The sequence below is a fragment of the Arthrobacter oryzae genome, from assembly GCF_030812315.1.
Lineage (GTDB): Bacteria > Actinomycetota > Actinomycetes > Actinomycetales > Micrococcaceae > Arthrobacter > Arthrobacter oryzae_B.
This window is the reverse complement of sequence record NZ_JAUSSM010000007.1, coordinates 142,479-162,197: the sequence shown is the minus strand read 5'-3', so window position 1 is coordinate 162,197 and position 19,719 is coordinate 142,479. Positions and strand designations below refer to the sequence as shown.

Genomic DNA, 19,719 nt, shown 5'->3' with positions numbered 1-19,719 from the left:
ATCACCCGAAATCAGGCCCGAGGTTGAGCTGGATGCTTTTTTGAAACGATACAACCAGGTTGCCCGGACCGAATCCGCCTGCCATTCACTGCCCCACGCGTGTCGAAGGAGATACCAAGCGATGACCGAATCAACGCTCAACTGGCTCGACGGCGGGGCTCCGGCCGGGCTTTCCGGCGGCACCACGTGGGGCCTGCCCTTCGCCCGCGGCTCCCTGGCCGGCACCGGCGACATCTCCGTCTCGGACGCGGCGGGCCGGACCGTCCGCTCGCAGGCCTGGCCCCTCGCAACATGGCCGGACGGCTCGCTGAAGTGGGCCGGCATCGCCCTGCCGGCCACCGACGCGCCCTCGGCGCACTACAAGGTAACGTCCGACGGCGGCGCCTCACCGGAGTCGGAAGCCGCACCGGAGCCGGACCCATCCCCGGACACTGAGCCCAGACCGCAGGTCGCCGTGACGGAATCGGAAGGCTCGGTCACGGTATCCACCGGCGCGCTGGAAATGGTCATCAGCCGCAGCGGTCCAACCCTGTTCAGTACTCTCTCGCGGGGCGGTGTGCCCGTGGCCCTCGATGGCAGGCTGGTCAGCCTGCGCCAGGACGGGGTCCAGGACGGCCCCGGCAGCGTCAGCCGGGAGGCGTTCACCGGCGAGGTGACCGCCGTCGTGCTTGAACAACGCGGTCCCGTCCGCGCTGTGGTGCGGCTGGAAGGCTCCCACCGGCCGGACAACCACGCAGGTGACGGCCGCAGCTGGCTGCCGTTCGTGGTCCGGTTCTACTTCCACGCCGGTGCCCGCAGCGTGCGGATGGTCCACTCGTTCATCTGGGACGGCGACCCGGAGCGTGACTTCCTTGCAGGACTCGGGGTCCGCTTCACGGTACCGCTGGAGGGCGAGCTGCACGACCGGCATGTGCGCATCGCAGGGGCCGACGGCGGTTTCCTCACCGAAGCGGTGCGCGGCCTCACCGGCCTGCGCCGCGACCCCGGCGAGGCCGTCCGCCGCGCCCAGATCGAGGGACAGCCCACTCCGCCGTTGGAGGACTGGAGCGAGCTGGTCTCCAAGCGGCTGCACCTGATCCCCGCCTGGAACGACTACACCCTGAGCCAGCTGAGCGCGGACGGCTTTGAGCTCCGCAAACGGACCGGCGAGGGCCATGGCTGGGTGGGAATCTCCGGCGGCACGCGTGCCGGGGGTTTCTGTTCGCTCAGCGATCCCCGCGGCGGCTTCGGCGTCGGCGTCCGCAACTTCTGGCAGTCCCACCCGGTCCAGCTGGACATCCGCAATGCGGCCACGGACCGGGCCTCGGTGACAGCCTGGCTGTACTCCCCCGAGGCGCAGCCCATGGACCTGCGTTTCTACCACGACGGGCTGGGCCAGGACACCTTTGAGGACCAGCTCGAAGGCCTCGAAATCACGTACGAGGACTACGAACCGGGGTTCGGCAATCCGCACGGCATCGCCCGCACCCACGAGCTCACGCTGTTCGCTTACGACGCGACGCCGGACACCGCGTCCCTTGCAGCCGACGCCGCCACCGCCTCGACGCCGCCCCTCCTCCAGGCCACGCCGGAGTACCTTCACTCGGTCAGGGTCTTCGGCGACTGGGCACCCGTGGACCGCAGCACACCGGAGCGCGCCGGGCTGGAGGACAAGCTGGACTTCCTCTTCGACTTCTACGCCGGCCAGGTGGAGCAGCGGCGCTGGTACGGGTTCTGGAACTTCGGCGACGTAATGCACACCTACGACTTCGACCGGCATGCCTGGCGCTACGACGTGGGCGGGTACGCCTGGGACAATTCGGAGCTCTCGCCGGATCTGTGGCTCTGGTACATGTACCTGAGGTCCGGCCGCGCCGACGTCTTCCGCTTCGCCGAGGCGATGACCCGACACACCGGCGAGGTGGACGTCTACCATCTGGGCGAGTGGCGCGGCCTGGGCTCCCGGCACAATGTCCAGCACTGGGGCTGCAGCGCCAAGCAGCTGCGGATCAGCACTCCTGCCTACCGTCGCTTCTACTACTACCTCACGGCGGACGAACGCACCGGCGACCTGCTCTCGGAACTCGTCGACAGCGACCAGAACTTCCTGGGCCTGGACCCCGTCCGCAAGGTCCGGCCGGACAGTGCCACCTACCGGCCCGAGCGGAACGCCCTTGGCGTGGGGCTCGGCACTGACTGGGGATCCCTGGCCGCCACCTGGCTGACCGACTGGGAACGGACCGGCAGCCCCCGCTCGCGGGACCGGCTGCTGGGGACCATGGCGGACATCGGCGCCCTCAAATACGGCTTCCTCACGGGAGAGGCGCTGTACAACCTGGATAGTGGAAGGTTCGACGCCGGGCGCGAACGGATACAGGTGTCGCACCTTTCTGCGGTGTTCGGGCTGGTGGAAATCTGCAGCGAGCTCATCGATCTGGTGCCGGACGCCGCGTTCGAACAAGCCTGGCTGCAGTACTGCCGGTTGTTCCTGGCCCCGGAGGAGGAGCAGATTGCCGAGGTGGGCCAGCCGCTGGACGGCGTCTACCTGACCCAGGCCCACAGCCGGCTCTCCGCCTACGCGGCGGCCCGCTCCGGGGATTCCGGGCTCGCACGCCGGGCCTGGGACAGCTTCGCGGAAGGCGGCGAGCACCTCAACCACGAATCCGCGTTCAGCCTGAGGAAGATCGAACCGCCGTACGTCCTGACGCCCGTGGACGAGGCGCCGACGGTGTCCACCAACGATGCCTCGCAGTTCGGCCTGGCGGTGATCCAGAACCTGGCCCTGATCGGGGACCACCTCGCGGCACTCCAATCCGTACGCTGAGCGGCGTCTCGTTCGGATGCTGGCGCGTCGCCCGCCGACAGCCAAGCCGCTTCGCCAGGTGACGCGGTGGTCAGCCGGCGCTGGAGCGTCGGCTGTCGTAATCCCCGCGTGCTTCCTCCACCTGGTCCATATTGTCGTCCGCCCACTCCTTCATCCCGTGAATGACGCCCAGGAGCGAGTGCCCCAGCGGCGTGAGTTCGTAATCGGTGCGGACAGGCACGGACAGGGTGAGGAGCCGGGTCACCAAGCCGTCACGTTCCAAAGAGCGCAGGGTGGACGTGAGCATTTTCTGGCTTGCCCCCGGAATCCGCCGGCGCAGCTCGCTGTGCCGGAGCGCCCCATCCGCCAGATCCAACATCACCAGGGTGACCCACTTGCTGCTGATCGCCTCGAGGAGCTGGCGCGCCGGGCACAGTCCCAAACCCTCCGCGTAGTGGGTCTGTGCTGCCTGCCGTTTCTGGTCCGCTGTGAGAGTCATCGCCCCTAATTCCCCTGATGCCGGTTGTCCTGTCGCGTTGCCGCGGCACCAGCCTAATAGGGCACCGGTGTGGTCCGCCCACCGCTTCGAAAGTGCCGTAACAAAACCGGGGAACGGTCAGCGGGCAGGTACGCAGAGGTTCCCTAGGCAGTCCAAAGTGCGGCCTTACCCTGGCTGGCCTGGCCGGGAAGGATCGGAACTGCGGCGGCACCAGTCCGCCCTTGAACACCCTTCAGCCGAACGGCCAAGCGAACCGACGAAAGGCCTGCTATGCCCAGGATCCTCCACATCAATGCCTCCCCGCGCGGAGACCACAGCGACTCCCTGCTGCTTGCCCACCACTTCCTCTCCGAAGTTCTGGCGGCCGATAGCGAAGGCGACGCCACCGGAGAATCCGGGATTGACGTCGAAACCCTGAACCTTTTCGACGCCGGGGCCCTCCCCGAGTTCGGAACCGTTGCCGCCGGCGCCAAGATGGCCGTGTTCTCCGGCCGGGACCAGACTCCCGCGGAGCTGCAGGCCTGGGCCGACGCCCGCGCCATCTTTGACCGGTTTTCGGCGGCCGACGCCTACGTCTTCAACATCCCGATGTGGAACGCGGGAGTGCCGTATGTCCTGAAACAGTGGATCGACATCGTCACCCAGCCCGGCTGGAGCTTTGGGTTCGACCCCGCCGCAGGCTACACCGGCCTGATGGCGGGGAAGCACGCCCTCGCCATCCACACCAGCGGCGTCTACTCACCTGGCGTCGCCGCCTCGTTCGGCCAGGACTTCAGCAGCACCTTCTTCGCGGACTGGCTGAACTTCGTCGGTATCACCGACGCCACCCATATCCGCTTTGCCCCGACGGTGCTGAACACCGACGTCGAGGGCTCCCGCCGGGTAGCCGAAGCGGAACTGGCGGCGCACGCGGTCGCCTTTGCCTCCCGCCTCCGGGCGGCTGACCTTCAGCCAGTGGGCGGCTGAGGTCAAGGAACTCTTCGATGCGGCTAGCTCCGGGAACTGTAGGCAGGCACGACGGCGGACGGCACCTCAGGCGGGCCGTCCGCCGTCGTGCTTTCACTGACTTCGCTTTCAGTGACTTCGCTTTCCTGGTCCGGGCCTTCCCCGCGGAAGGCCCGGAGCATGGCGTCACGGTCGAACTGGCCCTCCCACTTCGCCACCACGAACGTGGCCACGCAGTTCCCCAGCAGGTTCACGGAGACGCGCATGGAGTCCATCAGGCGATCGGCGCCGAGGAGCAGGGCGACGCCGGCCACGGGGAAGATGCCCAGCGCCCCGGCGGTGGCCGAGAGCGCCAGGAAGGCTGATCCGGGAACGCCGGCCATGCCCTTGGACGTGAGCATCAGGATACCCAGGGCGGCGAGCTGCTGGCCGAGGTCGAGGCTGTGGCCGAAGGCCTGGGCCAGGAACAGCAGGGAGATGGACAGGTAGAGCGCGGCGCCGTCCAGGTTGAACGAATAGCCGGTGGGGACAACCAGTCCGGTGGTGGCCCGGGAGCAGCCTGCGTTGGTCAGCTTGGTCATGATGCGCGGCAGCACGGACTCGGTGGACGCCGTACCGAGCGCCAGCAGGAACTCTTCGCGGCTGTACTTGATGAACTGCCACAGCGGGACGCGCGGGTACACCCAGGCCACCACGAACAGCAGCGCGATGAAGACGATGGCGGCGCCGTAGCAGGCGGCGATCAGCAGCGCATAGGTGCTCAGCGAACCAAGTCCGTACTGGCCGATGATGAAGGCCATGGCACCGAAGGCGCCCACGGGGGCAACGCGCATCACCCAGCCCATGATCTTGAAGAACAGCTCCAGCACCGTCTCCAGGAGATTCACCACGGGCAGGCAGCGGTCACGGCCCACCACCACGATGGCCGCACCGAAGAACACCGAGAAGCACAGCACCTGCAGCAGGCTATTGGAAGCGAAGGCACCCACCACGCTGGTGGGGATGATGCCCAGCAGGAACGCCCCGGCATCCTTGGGCGGAGCCGTGCCGGTCTTGGCATTGAGGGCGTCCTGGGACAGCGTGTTGGGATCGATGTTCAGGCCGGCACCGGGCTGGACGATGTTGCCCACCACGAGCCCGAAGACGAGCGCGAAGAGCGTGGCAGCGGTGAAGTACAGCAGGGCTTTCACGCCGACCCGGCCCACGGCCTTCACGTCGCCCACGGCCGAGATTCCCGTGACGATCACCAGGAAGATCAGCGGGGCGATGATCATCTTGATCAGCTGGATGAAGCCGTCCCCCAGCGGCCGCAGGGCCGAGCCGAGGTCAGGCCAGAAGTGGCCGATCCCGATGCCGAGGCATACGGCCACGAGGATCTGGAAGAAGAGCGACGTGTAGAGGGGCTTCTTCCGGGGCGTGCGTGCTTCGGTCGCTGCGGCGGGGTTTGGTGCCGTGGCTGGATTAGGTGCCGTGGCGGGCGGGAGAAATTTCATCAGGGCTGCCAATCAACAGGGAAGAGGCGCGCTGGACGCCTTCAGGTCATTGGCTACGCTAGGGTCCCCGTGTTTCGGGCAGGCTAAATCCGTACTGCGGAATTGTTTAACCGCAAGATGGAAAGAGATCTGGAGTACTGCCCGGCGGGGGCTAGACCTCGTCGTCCCAGGTGCCGGCGTCCGCGGCAGCTTCCTCCGGCTTGTGTTCCGCACCGGGATCGCCGCTGCCAATGTAGGACGCCGGAACGGTGCCGCCCGCCTGGGTCTGCTGTTCTTCGCGGATGTTCTTCGCCGTGCCCTGGTCCGGGTGGGGCTGCTGATCGACGGCGTCGGGGTCGCCCGGGCCGATCAGGTCGGCGGGGTCGGCTGCTGCTTCCTTGGGGTCGGTCATGGCGGCACCTTTCGTTCGTTGTTTCTCGGTCTCGTTCCGCCGGCCTGTTCTTGCTCCGGCGGCACTTTCACACTATTCGCTTGCGTTGCTGGAGTGACTGGATTTCCCGCTGTTAGGTCATGTCATACCGGGTTTCCTGACTCGCGAAAATCCCAGCAAAAGGGGGAACAACTTCCCTAGCGCTGGGGCCAAAGCAGGCGCAGGATTGTACTACCGGGCCACGAAAATGCAGTGAGCATCGCCCGGAGTTAAGCCCCCGCGGAGGCCGGGAGTGCTGTTTGAAAATGGGTTGAAACTGGTTGCCGCTGCACAGGGGAGTGCCATCGCGGCCGTCCAGTTCTGCCCGAAAATGATCCACTCGCATCCTTTCTAGGAGCAAAACAAATGTCCACAACCACCCCAACAAAATCCCGCCCCCTCGGAACCCGCTTCGCCTTGATTTCGGCTGTTTCATTGGGTCTCATTGGAGGACCCGTTGCACTGGCCGTGCCGGCTGACGCTTCAACATCGCTTCGCGGTTGTACCGTGAACCCGTTGAAGCCGACGGACGCGGGCAGGAACCTCGCGGAATTCAAGATCAAGATCGATTGCAACGGCAAGAAGGTCGTGGAAGTCCGCCAGAAGCGCTTCGAAAAGGACCGGCACGGCCGCGACGACAAGCTCGGCGATTCCTCATGGACGAAGTACTTCGACCGGCATGATGACAAGGTCACCGTCAGCAAGAAGGACAAGGTCGACAAGGACCGTGGCAAGGACCGCGTGTACCACGAGGTGTCCTTCCGGGTGAAGAGCGGCCACAACTGGTCAGACTGGACCAAGTGGGAGAGGAGCGACGTCGCTCGCATCAGCTGACCGCTTCACCGTTCCGCGCATCTGATCCACTGAGTGGATCTGCGCATCCTCGAGCCAGGGGCACCCCGCCCCTGGCTCTTCGATGTGGCGCGCACACCGGAGTCCGCGCCGCCCTAGGGGCTGAAGTAGGGTCAATAAGCCTCTGGCAGCAGGCCCACACCGGGGCTATGTTGGGCCTACTGATGACCTGCACGTCTCTTCATCAGCTTCGGTCCCAGTCGAAGGAGATGCTGTGAGCACGACAGTTGAAAAGCAAATTGTGGTCAACGTTCCGGTGAGCACGGCTTACAGCCAGTGGATCCGGTTCGAGGAGTTCCCGCATTTCATGGGCGGCGTGGAAAGCGTCACCCGGCTCAGCGACGATCGCCTGAAATGGATAGCCCATATCGCAGGCGTCCGCCGGGAGTGGGAGGCCAAGATTCTGGACCAGGTTCCGGACCGGCGGGTGGCGTGGGCGGCCACCGCGGGCGCCGCAAATTCCGGTGCCGTGGAATTCGATGACGCAGGCGGCGGCAGGACTTCGCTGAAGCTCACCTTGGAGTACCAGCCCGAGGGTGCGGTGGAGAAGGTGGGCGACCTGCTCCACATCGTGGCCCGCCAGGCCGAGCACGACCTCAAGAAGTTCAAGGAATTCATCGAGCACGAAGGCCATGCGACAGGCGCAGGGCAGGCATCAGTTCCCGGGGCCGCCGAAACCCCGGTCGGTACCACCGAAACCCCGGCCGGCACAGCAAAAACCGGTCCGGAGTACAACCGTTTCGCGCATCCATTCGACCAGACCAACGGACTGGTCGATTTCGAGGGCGAGTCCGATGAAACAGCGGAGGGCGAAAACTACAGCGCCGCGGAACGCCAACGGGAGCAACATCGACGCGACGGCTACATCCCGCCGATGGGAGGTGGCCTGGGCCAGCACTGACCGGCCGGTTACTGGCCGGCCGGTTACTGGCCGGTGCCGGTAGCTGTCGGTGAAGGACTCGCCGGGGACTCGGATTCAGTTGGCGTCACGGTGACTGTGGCCGTGCTGGTTTCTGTAGCGGTCTCCGTGCCGGTTTCCGTGCCGGTTTCCGTGCCGTCAGGCGTTGGAGTTCCGGTGGAACCGGCTCCGGCCTTGTCGAGGACCTCGTTGACCAGCTCCTCCAGTTCCACCTGATCGGCGCCGCCAAGATTGGCACCGCCCTTGGTGGCCACCACCAGGAGCCGGCCCGTGGCTGCGGAAACCTGCATCAGCATGTCAGAATCGTTGCCGCCGCGGCTACTGATCGTTGCGAAGTTCTTCTCTCCGTCGGTTTCGGCCTGAAGTTCCCTGCTGGCGACGTCATAACTCTGCCCGAGCACTGAGACCCTGAAGCTGGCGCACTGGGCCATTTTGCCGCTGACGTCGTTGAGGAGGGCGACGGCGTCAGGCCCTTCGCTTCCGGACTGGGCGGACAAAGTGCGGGGCTGGGGACTCTCCGAGATTGCTATGGCCACGTCGCCGGTTTCGACAGTGTCCAGCAGGCCGGCCGTGGCGATCGCCTTGCAGTCCTCCGGATCGGTGGTGGCAGCGCTCATCAGCAGTCCCGCTATGCGGCCGCCCTGTTCCACCTGGTCCTTTGAGTACAGCTTGAGCTCACTGCCGTCCTTGTCGGACTTGCCGGAGATGAGCTCGCGGAGTTCGTCTTCGCTATAGACCTTGTCCTGCGCTGCGGTTGTGGTTGCAGTGGCGGTGGGTGAAGGGCTCTGGCCACCGCCGCCCGTACACGCGGCCAGGGCGAGCATCGCCGCGGCCGCCAGGCCAAGAGTCGCAACGTTTTTCATGAGAACCACCCCTTCAGATAGCAAGCATGCTTATGGTTCTTAGGGTACTCCTGCTAAGGCGCATTCCCGCGGATCATTTTGGGCTACCGACCGGTCCGCAGCGGCCATTCCTTTCTACAATTTAAGTGGCGGCATAGGCGGCAATCAGCCGAACCGGCCGCACCACAAGGAGGACCGCAATGGGTTTGGGTGACAGGATCCACAACGCCGCGGAGAGGCTTCACGGCAAAGGAAAGAAAGCCGCCGGTGAGATCAGTGGCAACGACCGCATGAGGGCCGAAGGCAAGGGCCGCGCAGTCAGGGCCGACCTCAAGCAGGCAGGCGAAAAGATCAAGCACGCCTTCAGGCGGCACTAAATAGGAACAAGCGAACGGGCGGCTCTCCAAGAGCCGCCCGTTTTTCTGTTCCCGCGCGCAGCCGACGCCGCCAGCCTGCCCGTTGCGACGCCGCCGCACCTTCAGCTCCCCGCCGCCCGCCCCCGCCTTAATGGTTGACGTCTACGCCCGACTGGTTCTACACTTTTCATACAGCAGAATATTACTTCCACAATACGAAATATCTAAGGAAGTTACTGTTGGACAGACGGAACACCGGACCACGCAAGGACATGACAATGACGTACACAGTGAACTGCTCCATCCTGCTGACGGAACTGCCGCTCCTGGAGCGGCCCGCCGCAGCGAAGGCCGCCGGCTTTGACGCCGTCGAATTCTGGTGGCCCTTCGAAACCTCCGTCCCCACCGACGCCCAGGTCACCGAGTTCGAGAACGCCATCACCGACGCTGGCGTGCAGCTCACCGGCCTGAACTTCAACGCCGGCAACATGCCCGGCGGCGACCGCGGCCTGGTCTCCTGGCCCGCACGCTCCACCGAATTCCAGGACAACATCGACGTTGTCGCCGGCATCGGCGAGCGCCTCGGCTGCAAGGCCTTCAACGCCCTCTACGGCAACCGCGTTGACGGCGAATCGGCCGAGAAGCAGGATGCCATCGGCGCCGAAAACCTCGCGGCTGCGGCAGCCGGCGTCGCCCGCATCGGCGGCACTGTCCTGCTGGAACCCGTCAGCGGCGCCCCCAAGTACCCACTCCTCAAGGCCCAGGACGCCCTCACCGTCATTGCCCGGGTCAAGGAGGAATCCGGCGCGGAGAACATCAAGCTCCTCGCCGACTTCTACCACCTGGCCGTGAACGGAGACGATGTCGCCGCCATCATCGAAAAGCACGCGAAGGACTTCGGCCACATCCAGATCGCCGACAACCCCGGCCGCGGGGCTCCCGGAACCGGAGAGCTTCCCCTCGGCGAATGGATCGCCCGCAGCCGCGAACTCGGCTACGAGGGCTACATCGGCCTCGAATACAAGGAACCGGCGGAGACCGCGTTCAGCTGGGCCATCCGCCAGCGCGTCTCGCAGTAGTCCCCAGCCGCTCCGGATTCACCACAAAGACTTCAGAAAGAGAACCACAATGAGCAATGTTGCAGTCATCGGACTCGGAATCATGGGCCTGCCCATGGCCATCAACCTGGTCAAGGCCGGCCACACCGTCACCGGCTTCAACCGCAGCCAGGACAAGATCGACAAGCTGGTCTCCGAAGGCGGCAAGGGTGCCACGAGCATCGCGGATGCAGTCAAGGACGCCGACGTCGTCATCACCATGGTCCCGGACTCCCCCGATGTTGAGGGCGTAGTCAGCGGCAAGGACGGCGTCTTCGCCAACGCGAAGAAGGGCACCCTGTGGATCGACGCTTCCAGCATCCGCCCGGATGTGGCCAAGCGCCTCTCCGAGGACGCAGTCGCAGCCGGCATCCGCCCGCTCGACGCCCCCGTCTCCGGCGGCGAGCAGGGCGCCATCGACGCCGCACTCTCCATCATGGTGGGCGGCGAAGCGGCTGACTTCGAGGCAGCACAGGACGTCCTCAACGCCGTCGGCAAGACCATCGTCCACGTCGGCCCGTCCGGCTCCGGCCAGACCGTCAAGGCAGCCAACCAGCTGATCGTCGCGGTCAACATTGAGGTCCTCGGTGAGGCCATCGCCTTCCTTGAAGCCTACGGCGTGGACACGGACGCAGCCCTCAAGGTCCTCGGCGGCGGCCTCGCCGGCTCCAAGGTCCTGGACCAGAAGGGCCAGAAGATGCTCGACCGCAACTTCGACCCCGGCTTCCGCCTTGCTCTCCACCACAAGGACCTTGGCATCGTCACCTCCGCCGCCCGCGAAGCCAACGTGGCCGTCCCCCTCGGCGCCGTCGTCGCGCAGCTCGTCGCCGCCACCGTCAACCAGGGCGACGGCGGACTCGACCACTCGGGCCTCTTCAAGCAGGTCCTCCAGCTCAGCGGCCGGAAGTAGCCCCACTCCCTCCCTCCCGAGTTTTTGTCCAGATAATCGGCCCAAATGGACCTCTAGAGGCCATTATCTGGACAAAAACTCGTAGCAGCTGCCCCGGTTTCGTAAAGGCTTTGCCACCCGGGCTTCCTTTAGCACACCCAAAAACAGCTCAAAAACAGCCCAAATTCCGCCCGCAGAGGGCAACCATAGACTTCCTAGGAGTACACAATGACCAAGATGCGCACCGTAGACGCTGCCGTCGCAATCCTGGAAAAGGAGGGCGCCATCGAGGCGTTCGGCCTGCCAGGCGCGGCAATCAACCCCTTCTATTCGGCCATGCGGGCCCACGGCGGCATCCGCCACACGCTGGCCCGCCACGTTGAAGGCGCCAGCCACATGGCGGACGGCTACAGCAGGGCAAAAGACGGCAACATCGGCATCTGCATCGGCACCTCCGGCCCTGCCGGCACCGACATGATCACCGGACTGTACGCGGCATGGGCTGACTCCATCCCCATGCTCTGCATCACCGGCCAGGCCCCCGTGGCCAAGCTGCACAAGGAAGACTTCCAGGCCGTGGACATCGAGTCCATCGCCAAGCCCGTCACCAAGATGGCCATGACCATCCTGGAGCCCGGCCAGGTTCCCGGCGCCTTCCAGAAGGCGTTCCAGCTGATGCGCTCCGGCCGCCCCGGCCCCGTGCTGCTGGACCTGCCGATCGACGTGCAGATGGCCGAGATCGAATTCGACATCGACACCTACGAGCCTCTGCCCGTTGAGAAGCCCAAGGCCAGCCGCAAGCAGCTGGAAAAGGCCCTGGACATGCTGACCGCAGGCGAGCGCCCGCTGATCGTGGCCGGCGGCGGCATCATCAACGCCGGCGCCTCCGAGCAGCTGGTTGAACTGGCCGAACTGCTGGGCGTTCCGGTCATCCCCACCCTGATGGGCTGGGGCGCCATCGCCGACGACCACCCGCTGATGGCCGGCATGGTGGGCCTGCAGACCTCGCACCGCTACGGCAACGAGAACTACCTGCGCAGCGACTTCGTGATCGGCATCGGCAACCGCTGGGCCAACCGCCACACCGGCGGCCTGGACACCTACACGGCCGGCCGCAAGTTCGTGCACATCGACATCGAGCCCACGCAGATCGGCCGCGTGTTCTCCCCGGACTTCGGCATCGCGTCCGACGCAGGCGCCGCCCTGAACGGCCTGATCGAACTGGCCCACGAACGCCGCGCAGCCGGATCCCTGCCGGACTACTCCGGCTGGGCCGCCGAATGCGCCGAGCGCAAGGCCAGCCTGCACCGCAAGACGCACTTCGAGAACATCCCCATCAAGCCGCAGCGCGTGTACGAGGAGATGAACAAGTCCTTCGGCAAGGACACCACGTACGTGTCCACCATCGGCCTGTCCCAGATCGCCGGCGCCCAGATGCTGCACGTGTTCGGCCCGCGCAAGTGGATCAACGCCGGCCAGGCCGGCCCCCTGGGCTGGACCGCCCCGGCCGCCCTGGGCGTTGTCCGCGGCAAGCCGGAGGAGACCGTTGTTGCCCTGTCCGGTGACTACGATTTCCAGTTCATGATCGAGGAACTGGCCGTGGGCGCGCAGTTCAACCTGCCGTACATCCACGTGGTGGTCAACAACTCCTACCTGGGCCTGATCCGCCAGTCCCAGCGCGGCTTCAACATGGAGCAGAACGTTTCCCTGGCCTTCGAGAACATCAACAGCACTGATCTCTCTGCAACCGCAGCGGGCTACGGCGTGGACCACGTCAAGGTTGCCGAAGGCCTGGGCTGCAAGGCCATCCGCGTGGAGGACCCCAACGACCTGGGCTCCGCGTTCGACAAGGCCAAGGCGCTGGCCGGCGAGTTCAAGGTTCCCGTGGTTGTGGAAGTGATCCTGGAAAAGATCACCAACATCTCCATGGGCGTGGAAATCAACGCGGTCAACGAGTTCGAGGAACTGGCCGAGACCAGCGCGGACGCCCCCACCGCCATCCTGGCGATGCAGGCCTAACCATGCGGATCGTGATCGCGCCGGACAAGTTCAAGGGCTCACTGTCCGCCCCGGAGGTTGCCCGGCACCTGGATACAGGGCTGCAGGCGGCCACGGGCCACAACCTGGACGTCGTCCGGATTCCGGTGGCCGACGGCGGCGAGGGCACCCTCGACGCCGCCGTCGGCTCCGGCTTCACCCGCCGGAGCGCCCTGGTCAGCGGCCCCACGGGACAGCCGCTCCGGGCGGAGTTTGCGGTCCGCGGCCGTGAAGCGGTCATCGAAATGGCTGCCGCCTCCGGGCTCGCCGTGCTCCCCACGGAGGGCGGCTCAGCCGGCATGCCGGATTCCGTCACCGCAAGGAACGCGACCAGCCTGGGCACCGGGGAACTGATCCGGGCAGCGCTCGACGCCGGATGCCGGCAGATCATTCTGGGCGTCGGCGGGAGCGCCAACACCGACGGCGGCGCCGGAGTCCTGCAGGGACTCGGCGCGCAGCTCCTCGACGCCGAGGGCAACGAACTGCCGCCCGGCGGTGCGGCCCTCGCAAGACTGGACCGGATCGACTTCTCCGGCTTCGACTCCCGGCTGGACGAGGCACGGTTTGTCCTCGCCAGCGATGTGGACAACCCGCTGCTCGGAACCGAAGGCGCCCCGGCGATCTTCGGCCCGCAGAAGGGCGCCACCCCTGAGGACGTGGCAACCCTCGACGCCGCGGTGTCGCACTTCGTAAACGTCCTCGCCGCCGAGATCGGGCCCCGCGCGCTGAAGGCCGCGGACGCACCCGGGGCCGGGGCGGCGGGCGGCGTGGGCTACGCCGCCATCGCGGTCCTGGCCGCGACGCGCAGGCCGGGCATCGACGTCGTCCTTGAATTCACCGGGCTCGCGGACCGGCTGGCCGGTGCGGACCTGGTGATCACCGGCGAAGGCAGCCTGGACGAACAGAGCCTCCTCGGCAAGACGCCCATGGGCGTGGCGCGGGCGGCTGCACGGGCCGGCGTTCCGGTGGTGGCCGTCTGCGGACGGACCACGCTGACGCCGGAGCAGCAGAAGGATTCCGGCTTCCGTCAGGTCTATCCTCTGACCTCGCTGGAGGCCAAGGTAGAAATATGTATAGCCGAAGCAGGACCCCTGCTCGAACAATTGGGAAAGAACATCGGCGTGGAGCTGGCGGACCTGGTCCCGGCCGGCGCCGCCCCGGCCGGTTCCACACCGGCCGATTCCACACCGGCCGATTCCACACCGGCCGATTCCACCCCACCAGTGAACAGCGCCCGCACTAAGGAGCCCCTCAATGTCTGAAGAAAGCTTTGACCTCGTCATCCGGGGCCAGCGAGTCCTCACCACCGCCGGCATCGCGGCGCGTGAAGTGGGCGTGCGTGGCGGCAAGATCGTCGCCATCGAGCCGCTCGGCAACGGCCTGTCCGGCGCGGAAGTGATCGAACTGGCCGAGGACGAGACCCTCATTCCCGGCCTGGTGGACACCCATGTCCACGTCAACGAGCCCGGCCGGACCGAATGGGAGGGCTTCGCGTCCGCCACCCGTGCCGCCGCGGCCGGCGGTGTCACCACCATCATCGACATGCCGCTGAACTCCATCCCGCCCACCACCACGGTGGAAGGCCTCAAGCTCAAGCGCGAAGTGGCCGAGGACCAGGCGTTCGTGGACGTCGGGTTCTGGGGAGGCGCCGTGCCCGGCAACAAGGCGGACCTCCGCCCGCTGCACGACGAGGGCGTGTTCGGCTTCAAGTGCTTCCTGCTGCACTCCGGCGTGGACGAGTTCCCACACCTGGAGGCGGACGAGATGGAAGAGGACATGGCCGAGCTGAAGTCCTTCGACTCGCTCATGATCGTCCACGCCGAAGACTCCCACGCGATCGACCACGCGCCCCACCCCGGCGGCGACCAGTACTCGACGTTCCTTGCCTCCCGCCCCCGCGGGGCCGAGAACAAAGCCATCGCCGAGGTGATCGAGCGCGCCCGCTGGACCGGCGCCCGCGCCCACATCCTGCACCTTTCCTCCTCGGACGCCCTGCCGATGATCGCCACCGCCAAACGCGACGGCGTTCACCTCACCGTTGAGACCTGCCCGCACTACCTCACGCTCATGGCTGAGGAAATCCCCAACGGCGCCACCGCGTACAAGTGCTGCCCGCCCATCCGCGAGGCCTCCAACCGTGAGCTGCTGTGGAAGGGCCTGCAGGACGGCACCATCGACTGCATCGTCTCGGACCACTCCCCTTCTACGCTTGACCTGAAGGACCTGGAAAACGGCGACTTCGCCGTGGCCTGGGGCGGCGTTTCCTCGCTGCAGCTCGGCCTGTCGCTGATCTGGACCGAGGCCCGGCACCGCGGCATCCCGCTGGAGCAGGTAGTTTCCTGGATGGCCGAGAAGCCCGCCGCCCTGGCACGCCTCTCCAACAAGGGCCAGCTGGCGCTCGGGTATGATGCCGACTTCTCTGTCTTCGCCCCGGATGAGGCCTTCGTGGTGGACGTCTCCAAACTGAAGCACAAGAACCCCATCACGCCCTACGACGGCAAGGCGCTGTCCGGAGTGGTCCGCAGGACCTTCCTGCGCGGACATGCAATCGACGGCCAGACCCCCGGCGGCAAGCTCATCCGCCGCGGCGGCGTCTGAGGCACCACGCGATGGCTGTCCAGGTACATTCCCCGCGCGGCATATGTGCGACGGGGCCAGCCAAGTCCGGCCCCGCGCTCAAGGCCCATGGCCTGGCAGTCTGGGTCACCCCGGACGGCGACCAGGACATTGACGACGCCGTGATGGCGCGCGCCGCGGAACTGTTGCTGGCGCGTGCCCTGAAGATCGCTCCGGAGGCGGAAGTCCACGTTTGGCCCGCCGGAGCTGCAACTTCCGCCGCCCACGCTGCCCTGCCGGGGGGACCGCACGGGGCAGCCGGCAGCGGAACCCAGGTGCCGTCGTCGTCCGTCCCGGAGGACTCCCCGGAGGGCGACGACGGCGCAACTCCCCTCCCGCCGTTGGCCGGGCCCGTGAGCCTGGTGTCCGTGGATCTTGCCGCCGGCGAGGTCCGGCTGGACGGTGAGCCGGTGGCGCTGACCGGCGTCGAATTCAAGCTTTTGCGCTATCTCGTGGAGAATTGTTCTCGGGCCATCAGCCGGGAAGAGCTCCGGCTGTTCCTGGAATCGTTCGATTCCCCCGCAGCGGCCTCCCGTTCCATCGATGTGTACGTTGGCCGGGTGCGGCGGAAGCTGCGCCGCGGCCGGCATGCGGTCGCCACGGTGCGTGGAGGCGGCTACCAGTTCGTCCCCGGCCCCCACGCCAAAGTGCGCGGGCCTGCGGAATACTGCATCTGAGCCCGTGGTTGTTCCAGTAGAAACCAGCTCAGTCAGCCCGTTGAGTACGCACCGCCTTGTCAGTAATCAGACTCCCGAAGGATCATCATGAGCCACACTCTGACCACCAAGCTCCAGCCCGGAACCCAGGCGCCGGACTTCACCCTGCCGGACGCCGAGGGCAAGCCGACGTCGCTGGCCGATTACCGCGGCAAGAACGTCATTGTGTACTTCTACCCGGAAGCGGCCACCCCGGGCTGCACCACCGAGGCCTGCGATTTCCGCGACAGCCTCGAGTCCCTGCAAGGCTCAGGCTACGAGGTCCTGGGCGTCTCCCCCGACGCTCCTGAAAAGCTGGCCCACTTCACCGGCGATTTCGCGCTCACCTTCCCGCTCCTGGCCGATGAGGACCACTCCGTGGCCTTGGCTTACGGCGCATGGGGCGAAAAGCTGCGGGACGGCGAGGTCACCGAGGGCATCGTCCGCTCCACTGTGGTGCTCGACCCCGAAGGCAAAGTGAAGCTCGCTCAGTACCAGGTCAAGGCCCAGGGCCACGTCGCGGCGCTGAAGGAAACCCTGGGCGTCTAGGACGCTCTCTCACTTCCTGCACCCTTTTCCCAAACGCTCTCTCACTTATCGCATAAAAAACCGGAACGCTCTCTCAGCATTGAGAGAGCGTTCCGGTTTTTGTGTAAATAGTGAGAGAGCGTCGCGCCGTTAGATGCGGGCCCGGTCGGATGCCACTGCGGAGTGACGGACCTGTGCCGGCGTGAAGCGGGCGCCGGCGTCGGGGAAGCCGGGAACCTCGATGCGCGCATGGCTGTGGACCTCAGTGACCGTCTCCCGCGTATGCTCGGCGATTTTGGCCATGGTGGTGACCCACATGCCGTCCATGGCCTTGACCCGGCTGATCAGCTGTTCGAGGGCCACGGCTTTGGACGGCCGGCCGGAGATGAATGGATGGTTCGTCAGCACGAAGCAGCTTCCCGCCGCGTGGTGCGCCTCTGCTTCGAGCGTCCACATCTCGAGGACCTTGGCCGGGCTTTCGATGACACCAGAGCCGGTGACGCCGGGGTAGAAGGCGTACTGCTCCCAGTCGTCAAGAGCCCAGTCGACCGGGATCTCGACCAGGTCCCTGGAATCGCCCTCGGCGACGCTGAAGCGGTACGGCGCATCGCCGTCGAGCAGGCTGGAGTCGTAGAGGAAGCCCCTATCCGCCAGCAGTGCCGGCGAGTGCCAGTTCAGTTCCCACCAGGGGGCGCGGTAGCCGACCGGACGAACGCCGGCGACCTTTGCCAGTGCTTCCAGCCCCCGGTCGATGTACCGTGCCTCGGTGGCTGCATCGATGCCCTGCATGGGTTCGTGCAGGTATCCGTGATGGGCGATCTCGTGGCCTGCATCCACGATCCGGCGCACCACGTCGGGGTAGCTTTCGGCGGTGAAGCCGGGGATGAAGAAGGTGGCCTGGATGTCTTGGCGCTGCAGGATCTGCAGCAGCCGCGGCACCGCAACCTTGGGTCCGTAGGACTGGTGGGTCATGAGGGACATCCGGCGCGTGCTGGCGGGGTCGTGGGCGATGGTGCATGACTCCGCATCCACGTCGAAGGTGAAGGATGCGGCCGCCCGATACCCTTCGGGCCAGGTAATGGGATGGGCGGAGTCCGGGAAAGCGGGGAATTCCATGGTCCGATTCCTTTCTAGAGCGAGACGGCGGTTGTTGTCGGGCGGGCTGCCGCCCCGGGGTCAGTTGCCTCCGGGACGGTTATCTCCACCGGCTGCGGTTCGGCGCCGACCAGAAACTTGCGGTGATACCGGGGTCCCAGAACCGCGTAGCACGCGGCGCTGCTGAGTCCGCCGGCGAGCCAGGACAGGTCCCAGCCGCCCAGGGCCACAGCGATGGGGCCCTGCATTGCCGGGACCAGCCCGTACATGAACAGCCAGGTGGCGAAGATGCCGACCAGGAGGGATACGATGCCGGCCCAGTTCACGCCGGGGAGGCGCTTGGTTCCCACGGCGTCGAACAGCCGTGAGGCGTCGCCGGGCCAGCGCTTCTCGATCCAGAAGTAGTGCACCAGCATCACTCCGCCCCAGGCAGCCACCCATGCCACGAGTCCGATGAGCCACGCATCCAGCACGGCGGCGAAGTCCTCCTGGAAGATGAAGAAGACGACGGCGGCCAGCGAGAACACGCCGACGAACAGGTTGAGTTTGCGGCGGCTGATGGTGATGTCGAGCGCCTGGGTCGCGACGGAGAAGGTGTAGATGTTCAGGATGTTGGTGGCGATCGGTCCGTGCAGGACCATCAGCAGCACGGGAAGCGCAAGGACTCCGAAGTTCTGGACGATGAGTTTTCCGGGATCGATCTCGCCGCTGTTGGTGGCGAGGCTGGCACCCAGGATTCCGAGCCAGACAACGGGGATGAACTGCCCCAGGACCGAGGCCAGGTAGACCCTTCGCTTCGGCACTTCGGTGCTGACGAAGCGGGAGTAGTCGGCGGCGTAGGTGAACCACGTGATGCCCCAGCCGATACCGATGGCCGTCATGACGGCGCTCATGGCTGCGATCCGCTCCGAGCCTTCGAGGATGTTGCCGGCAGGTCCGGCGTAGGACCAGTTGATCTTCATGCCGAACCAGGCGACGGCGGACATCACCGCGAGGATGATGATGGTGGGCGGCACTGTCCACTTTTCAAATGCCGCGATGGCCTTGTAGCCGAACCAGGCAATGGCTACCTGCGCAGCCATGATGGCCGTGGCGACGCCGATCTTCCAGCCGTAGTTCTGGGCCGTCGGGTCAACCCAGCCAAGGGTTCCGAAGAGCGCCATCACCAGGTCCAGGATGATCCAGGTGTTCACGGCGCACCAGCCGATCACCAGCAGCGCCTGGATGGCGGCGGGAAGGTAGTTTCCGCGCCTGCCGAACGCCGCGCGGGCAAGCACCATGCCGGTAGCGCCCGTTTTCTGGCCGAGCAGGACGAAGCAGCCGAACAACAGCATGCCGATCAGGTTCCCCAAAACCAGAACGATGACTGTGTCGGCGAAGCCGAGTCCGAGGTGGATGCCGAGGGCGCCGAGCACCCAGTTGATGGGGGCGAGGTTGGCGCCGGCCCAGATCCAGAATTGTCCGGAGACTTTCCTGGTCCGCTGGGATTCCGGGATGGGCTGCAGCCAGGCTTCGACGTCGTTGTCGACTGCCTGCACTGCGCCAGCCGAGGCTGCAGTGGAGTTGTTATGCATGTGGGGCCTCCATAGGGAGAAAAGGGGGATACCGCAAGATTATGTGCTGCAGACCACACGAGACAAGATACGATATGTACACGAAAACGAC

At 66.0% G+C, this 19,719-nt stretch carries 18 protein-coding genes; 12 read left to right on the top strand and 6 right to left on the bottom strand.

From position 1 onward, the window contains the following. Positions 1 to 121: 121 nt before the first annotated feature. Positions 122 to 2,803: an exo-rhamnogalacturonan lyase family protein gene (locus J2S97_RS15220; RefSeq protein ID WP_307050783.1), complete on the top strand. Its 2,682-nt coding sequence runs from the start codon at positions 122 to 124 to the stop codon at positions 2,801 to 2,803. Between the two features lie 70 nt (positions 2,804 to 2,873). On the opposite strand, the gene J2S97_RS15215 is transcribed toward J2S97_RS15220, so the two are convergent. Beyond that, on the bottom strand, positions 2,874 to 3,281 hold the full coding sequence (locus J2S97_RS15215; protein ID WP_307050782.1) for a winged helix-turn-helix transcriptional regulator: 408 nt from the start codon (positions 3,279 to 3,281) through the stop codon (positions 2,874 to 2,876). Between the two features lie 270 nt (positions 3,282 to 3,551). Here J2S97_RS15215 and J2S97_RS15210 point away from each other — a divergent pair, with 270 nt between their 5' ends. Continuing rightward, positions 3,552 to 4,247 carry an FMN-dependent NADH-azoreductase gene (locus J2S97_RS15210; RefSeq protein ID WP_307050781.1) on the top strand — a complete coding sequence of 232 codons (696 nt, stop codon included), beginning with the start codon at positions 3,552 to 3,554 and terminating at the stop codon, positions 4,245 to 4,247. A 23-nt stretch (positions 4,248 to 4,270) separates the two neighbouring features. Here the strand turns inward: J2S97_RS15210 and J2S97_RS15205 are convergent, their stop codons facing one another. Further along, positions 4,271 to 5,719 carry a cation:dicarboxylate symporter family transporter gene (locus tag J2S97_RS15205; protein ID WP_307050780.1) on the bottom strand — a complete coding sequence of 483 codons (1,449 nt, stop codon included), beginning with the start codon at positions 5,717 to 5,719 and terminating at the stop codon, positions 4,271 to 4,273. 151 nt (positions 5,720 to 5,870) lie between these two features. Further along, entirely contained in the window at positions 5,871 to 6,110 is a 240-nt protein-coding gene (locus J2S97_RS15200; protein ID WP_307050779.1) for a hypothetical protein, read from the bottom strand. A gap of 525 nt (positions 6,111 to 6,635) precedes the next feature. Here J2S97_RS15200 and J2S97_RS15195 point away from each other — a divergent pair. Next, positions 6,636 to 6,962 carry a hypothetical protein gene (locus J2S97_RS15195; protein WP_307050778.1) on the top strand — a complete coding sequence of 109 codons (327 nt, stop codon included), beginning with the start codon at positions 6,636 to 6,638 and terminating at the stop codon, positions 6,960 to 6,962. 232 nt (positions 6,963 to 7,194) lie between these two features. Further along, positions 7,195 to 7,881, top strand: coding sequence for an SRPBCC family protein (locus tag J2S97_RS15190; RefSeq protein ID WP_307050777.1), 687 nt, complete (start codon positions 7,195 to 7,197; stop codon positions 7,879 to 7,881). A gap of 23 nt (positions 7,882 to 7,904) precedes the next feature. Here the strand turns inward: J2S97_RS15190 and J2S97_RS15185 are convergent, their stop codons facing one another. Beyond that, positions 7,905 to 8,762, bottom strand: a complete 858-nt coding sequence (locus J2S97_RS15185; protein ID WP_307050776.1) for a hypothetical protein — start codon at positions 8,760 to 8,762, stop codon at positions 7,905 to 7,907. Between the two features lie 179 nt (positions 8,763 to 8,941). Between J2S97_RS15185 and J2S97_RS15180 the strand changes: the two genes are divergently transcribed. The 8 genes from J2S97_RS15180 to bcp all read left to right on the top strand — a co-directional run bounded on the left by J2S97_RS15180 (position 8,942) and on the right by bcp (position 16,980). Beyond that, positions 8,942 to 9,118 (top strand): CsbD family protein, encoded by a 177-nt coding sequence (locus tag J2S97_RS15180; protein WP_307050775.1) that lies wholly within the window; start codon positions 8,942 to 8,944, stop codon positions 9,116 to 9,118. Positions 9,119 to 9,375: 257 nt separating this feature from the next. After that, complete coding sequence (locus J2S97_RS15175) at positions 9,376 to 10,176, top strand: hydroxypyruvate isomerase family protein (RefSeq protein WP_307050774.1); 801 nt, start codon at positions 9,376 to 9,378, stop codon at positions 10,174 to 10,176. Between the two features lie 16 nt (positions 10,177 to 10,192). Then, a complete protein-coding gene (locus J2S97_RS15170; protein WP_307050926.1) occupies positions 10,193 to 11,104 on the top strand; it encodes a 2-hydroxy-3-oxopropionate reductase in 912 nt (303 codons plus the stop codon). Between the two features lie 207 nt (positions 11,105 to 11,311). Beyond that, entirely contained in the window at positions 11,312 to 13,102 is a 1,791-nt protein-coding gene (gene gcl / locus J2S97_RS15165) for a glyoxylate carboligase (RefSeq protein WP_307050773.1), read from the top strand. Between the two features lie 2 nt (positions 13,103 to 13,104). After that, entirely contained in the window at positions 13,105 to 14,382 is a 1,278-nt protein-coding gene (locus tag J2S97_RS15160; protein ID WP_307050772.1) for a glycerate kinase, read from the top strand. Continuing rightward, positions 14,375 to 15,718, top strand: coding sequence for an allantoinase AllB (gene allB, locus J2S97_RS15155; protein ID WP_307050771.1), 1,344 nt, complete (start codon positions 14,375 to 14,377; stop codon positions 15,716 to 15,718). Before J2S97_RS15160 ends, allB begins: the two co-directional genes overlap by 8 nt. A gap of 11 nt (positions 15,719 to 15,729) precedes the next feature. Then, a complete protein-coding gene (locus tag J2S97_RS15150) occupies positions 15,730 to 16,413 on the top strand; it encodes a winged helix-turn-helix domain-containing protein (protein ID WP_307050770.1) in 684 nt (227 codons plus the stop codon). 87 nt (positions 16,414 to 16,500) lie between these two features. Further along, positions 16,501 to 16,980 (top strand): thioredoxin-dependent thiol peroxidase, encoded by a 480-nt coding sequence (gene bcp / locus J2S97_RS15145; protein ID WP_307050769.1) that lies wholly within the window; start codon positions 16,501 to 16,503, stop codon positions 16,978 to 16,980. 129 nt (positions 16,981 to 17,109) lie between these two features. Here bcp and J2S97_RS15140 read toward each other — a convergent pair whose 3' ends face one another. Both J2S97_RS15140 and J2S97_RS15135 read right to left on the bottom strand, forming a co-directional pair. Then, a complete protein-coding gene (locus J2S97_RS15140; protein WP_307050768.1) occupies positions 17,110 to 18,075 on the bottom strand; it encodes a polysaccharide deacetylase family protein in 966 nt (321 codons plus the stop codon). A 14-nt stretch (positions 18,076 to 18,089) separates the two neighbouring features. Continuing rightward, positions 18,090 to 19,628: a purine-cytosine permease family protein gene (locus J2S97_RS15135; RefSeq protein ID WP_307050767.1), complete on the bottom strand. Its 1,539-nt coding sequence runs from the start codon at positions 19,626 to 19,628 to the stop codon at positions 18,090 to 18,092. Positions 19,629 to 19,719: the final 91 nt, after the last annotated feature.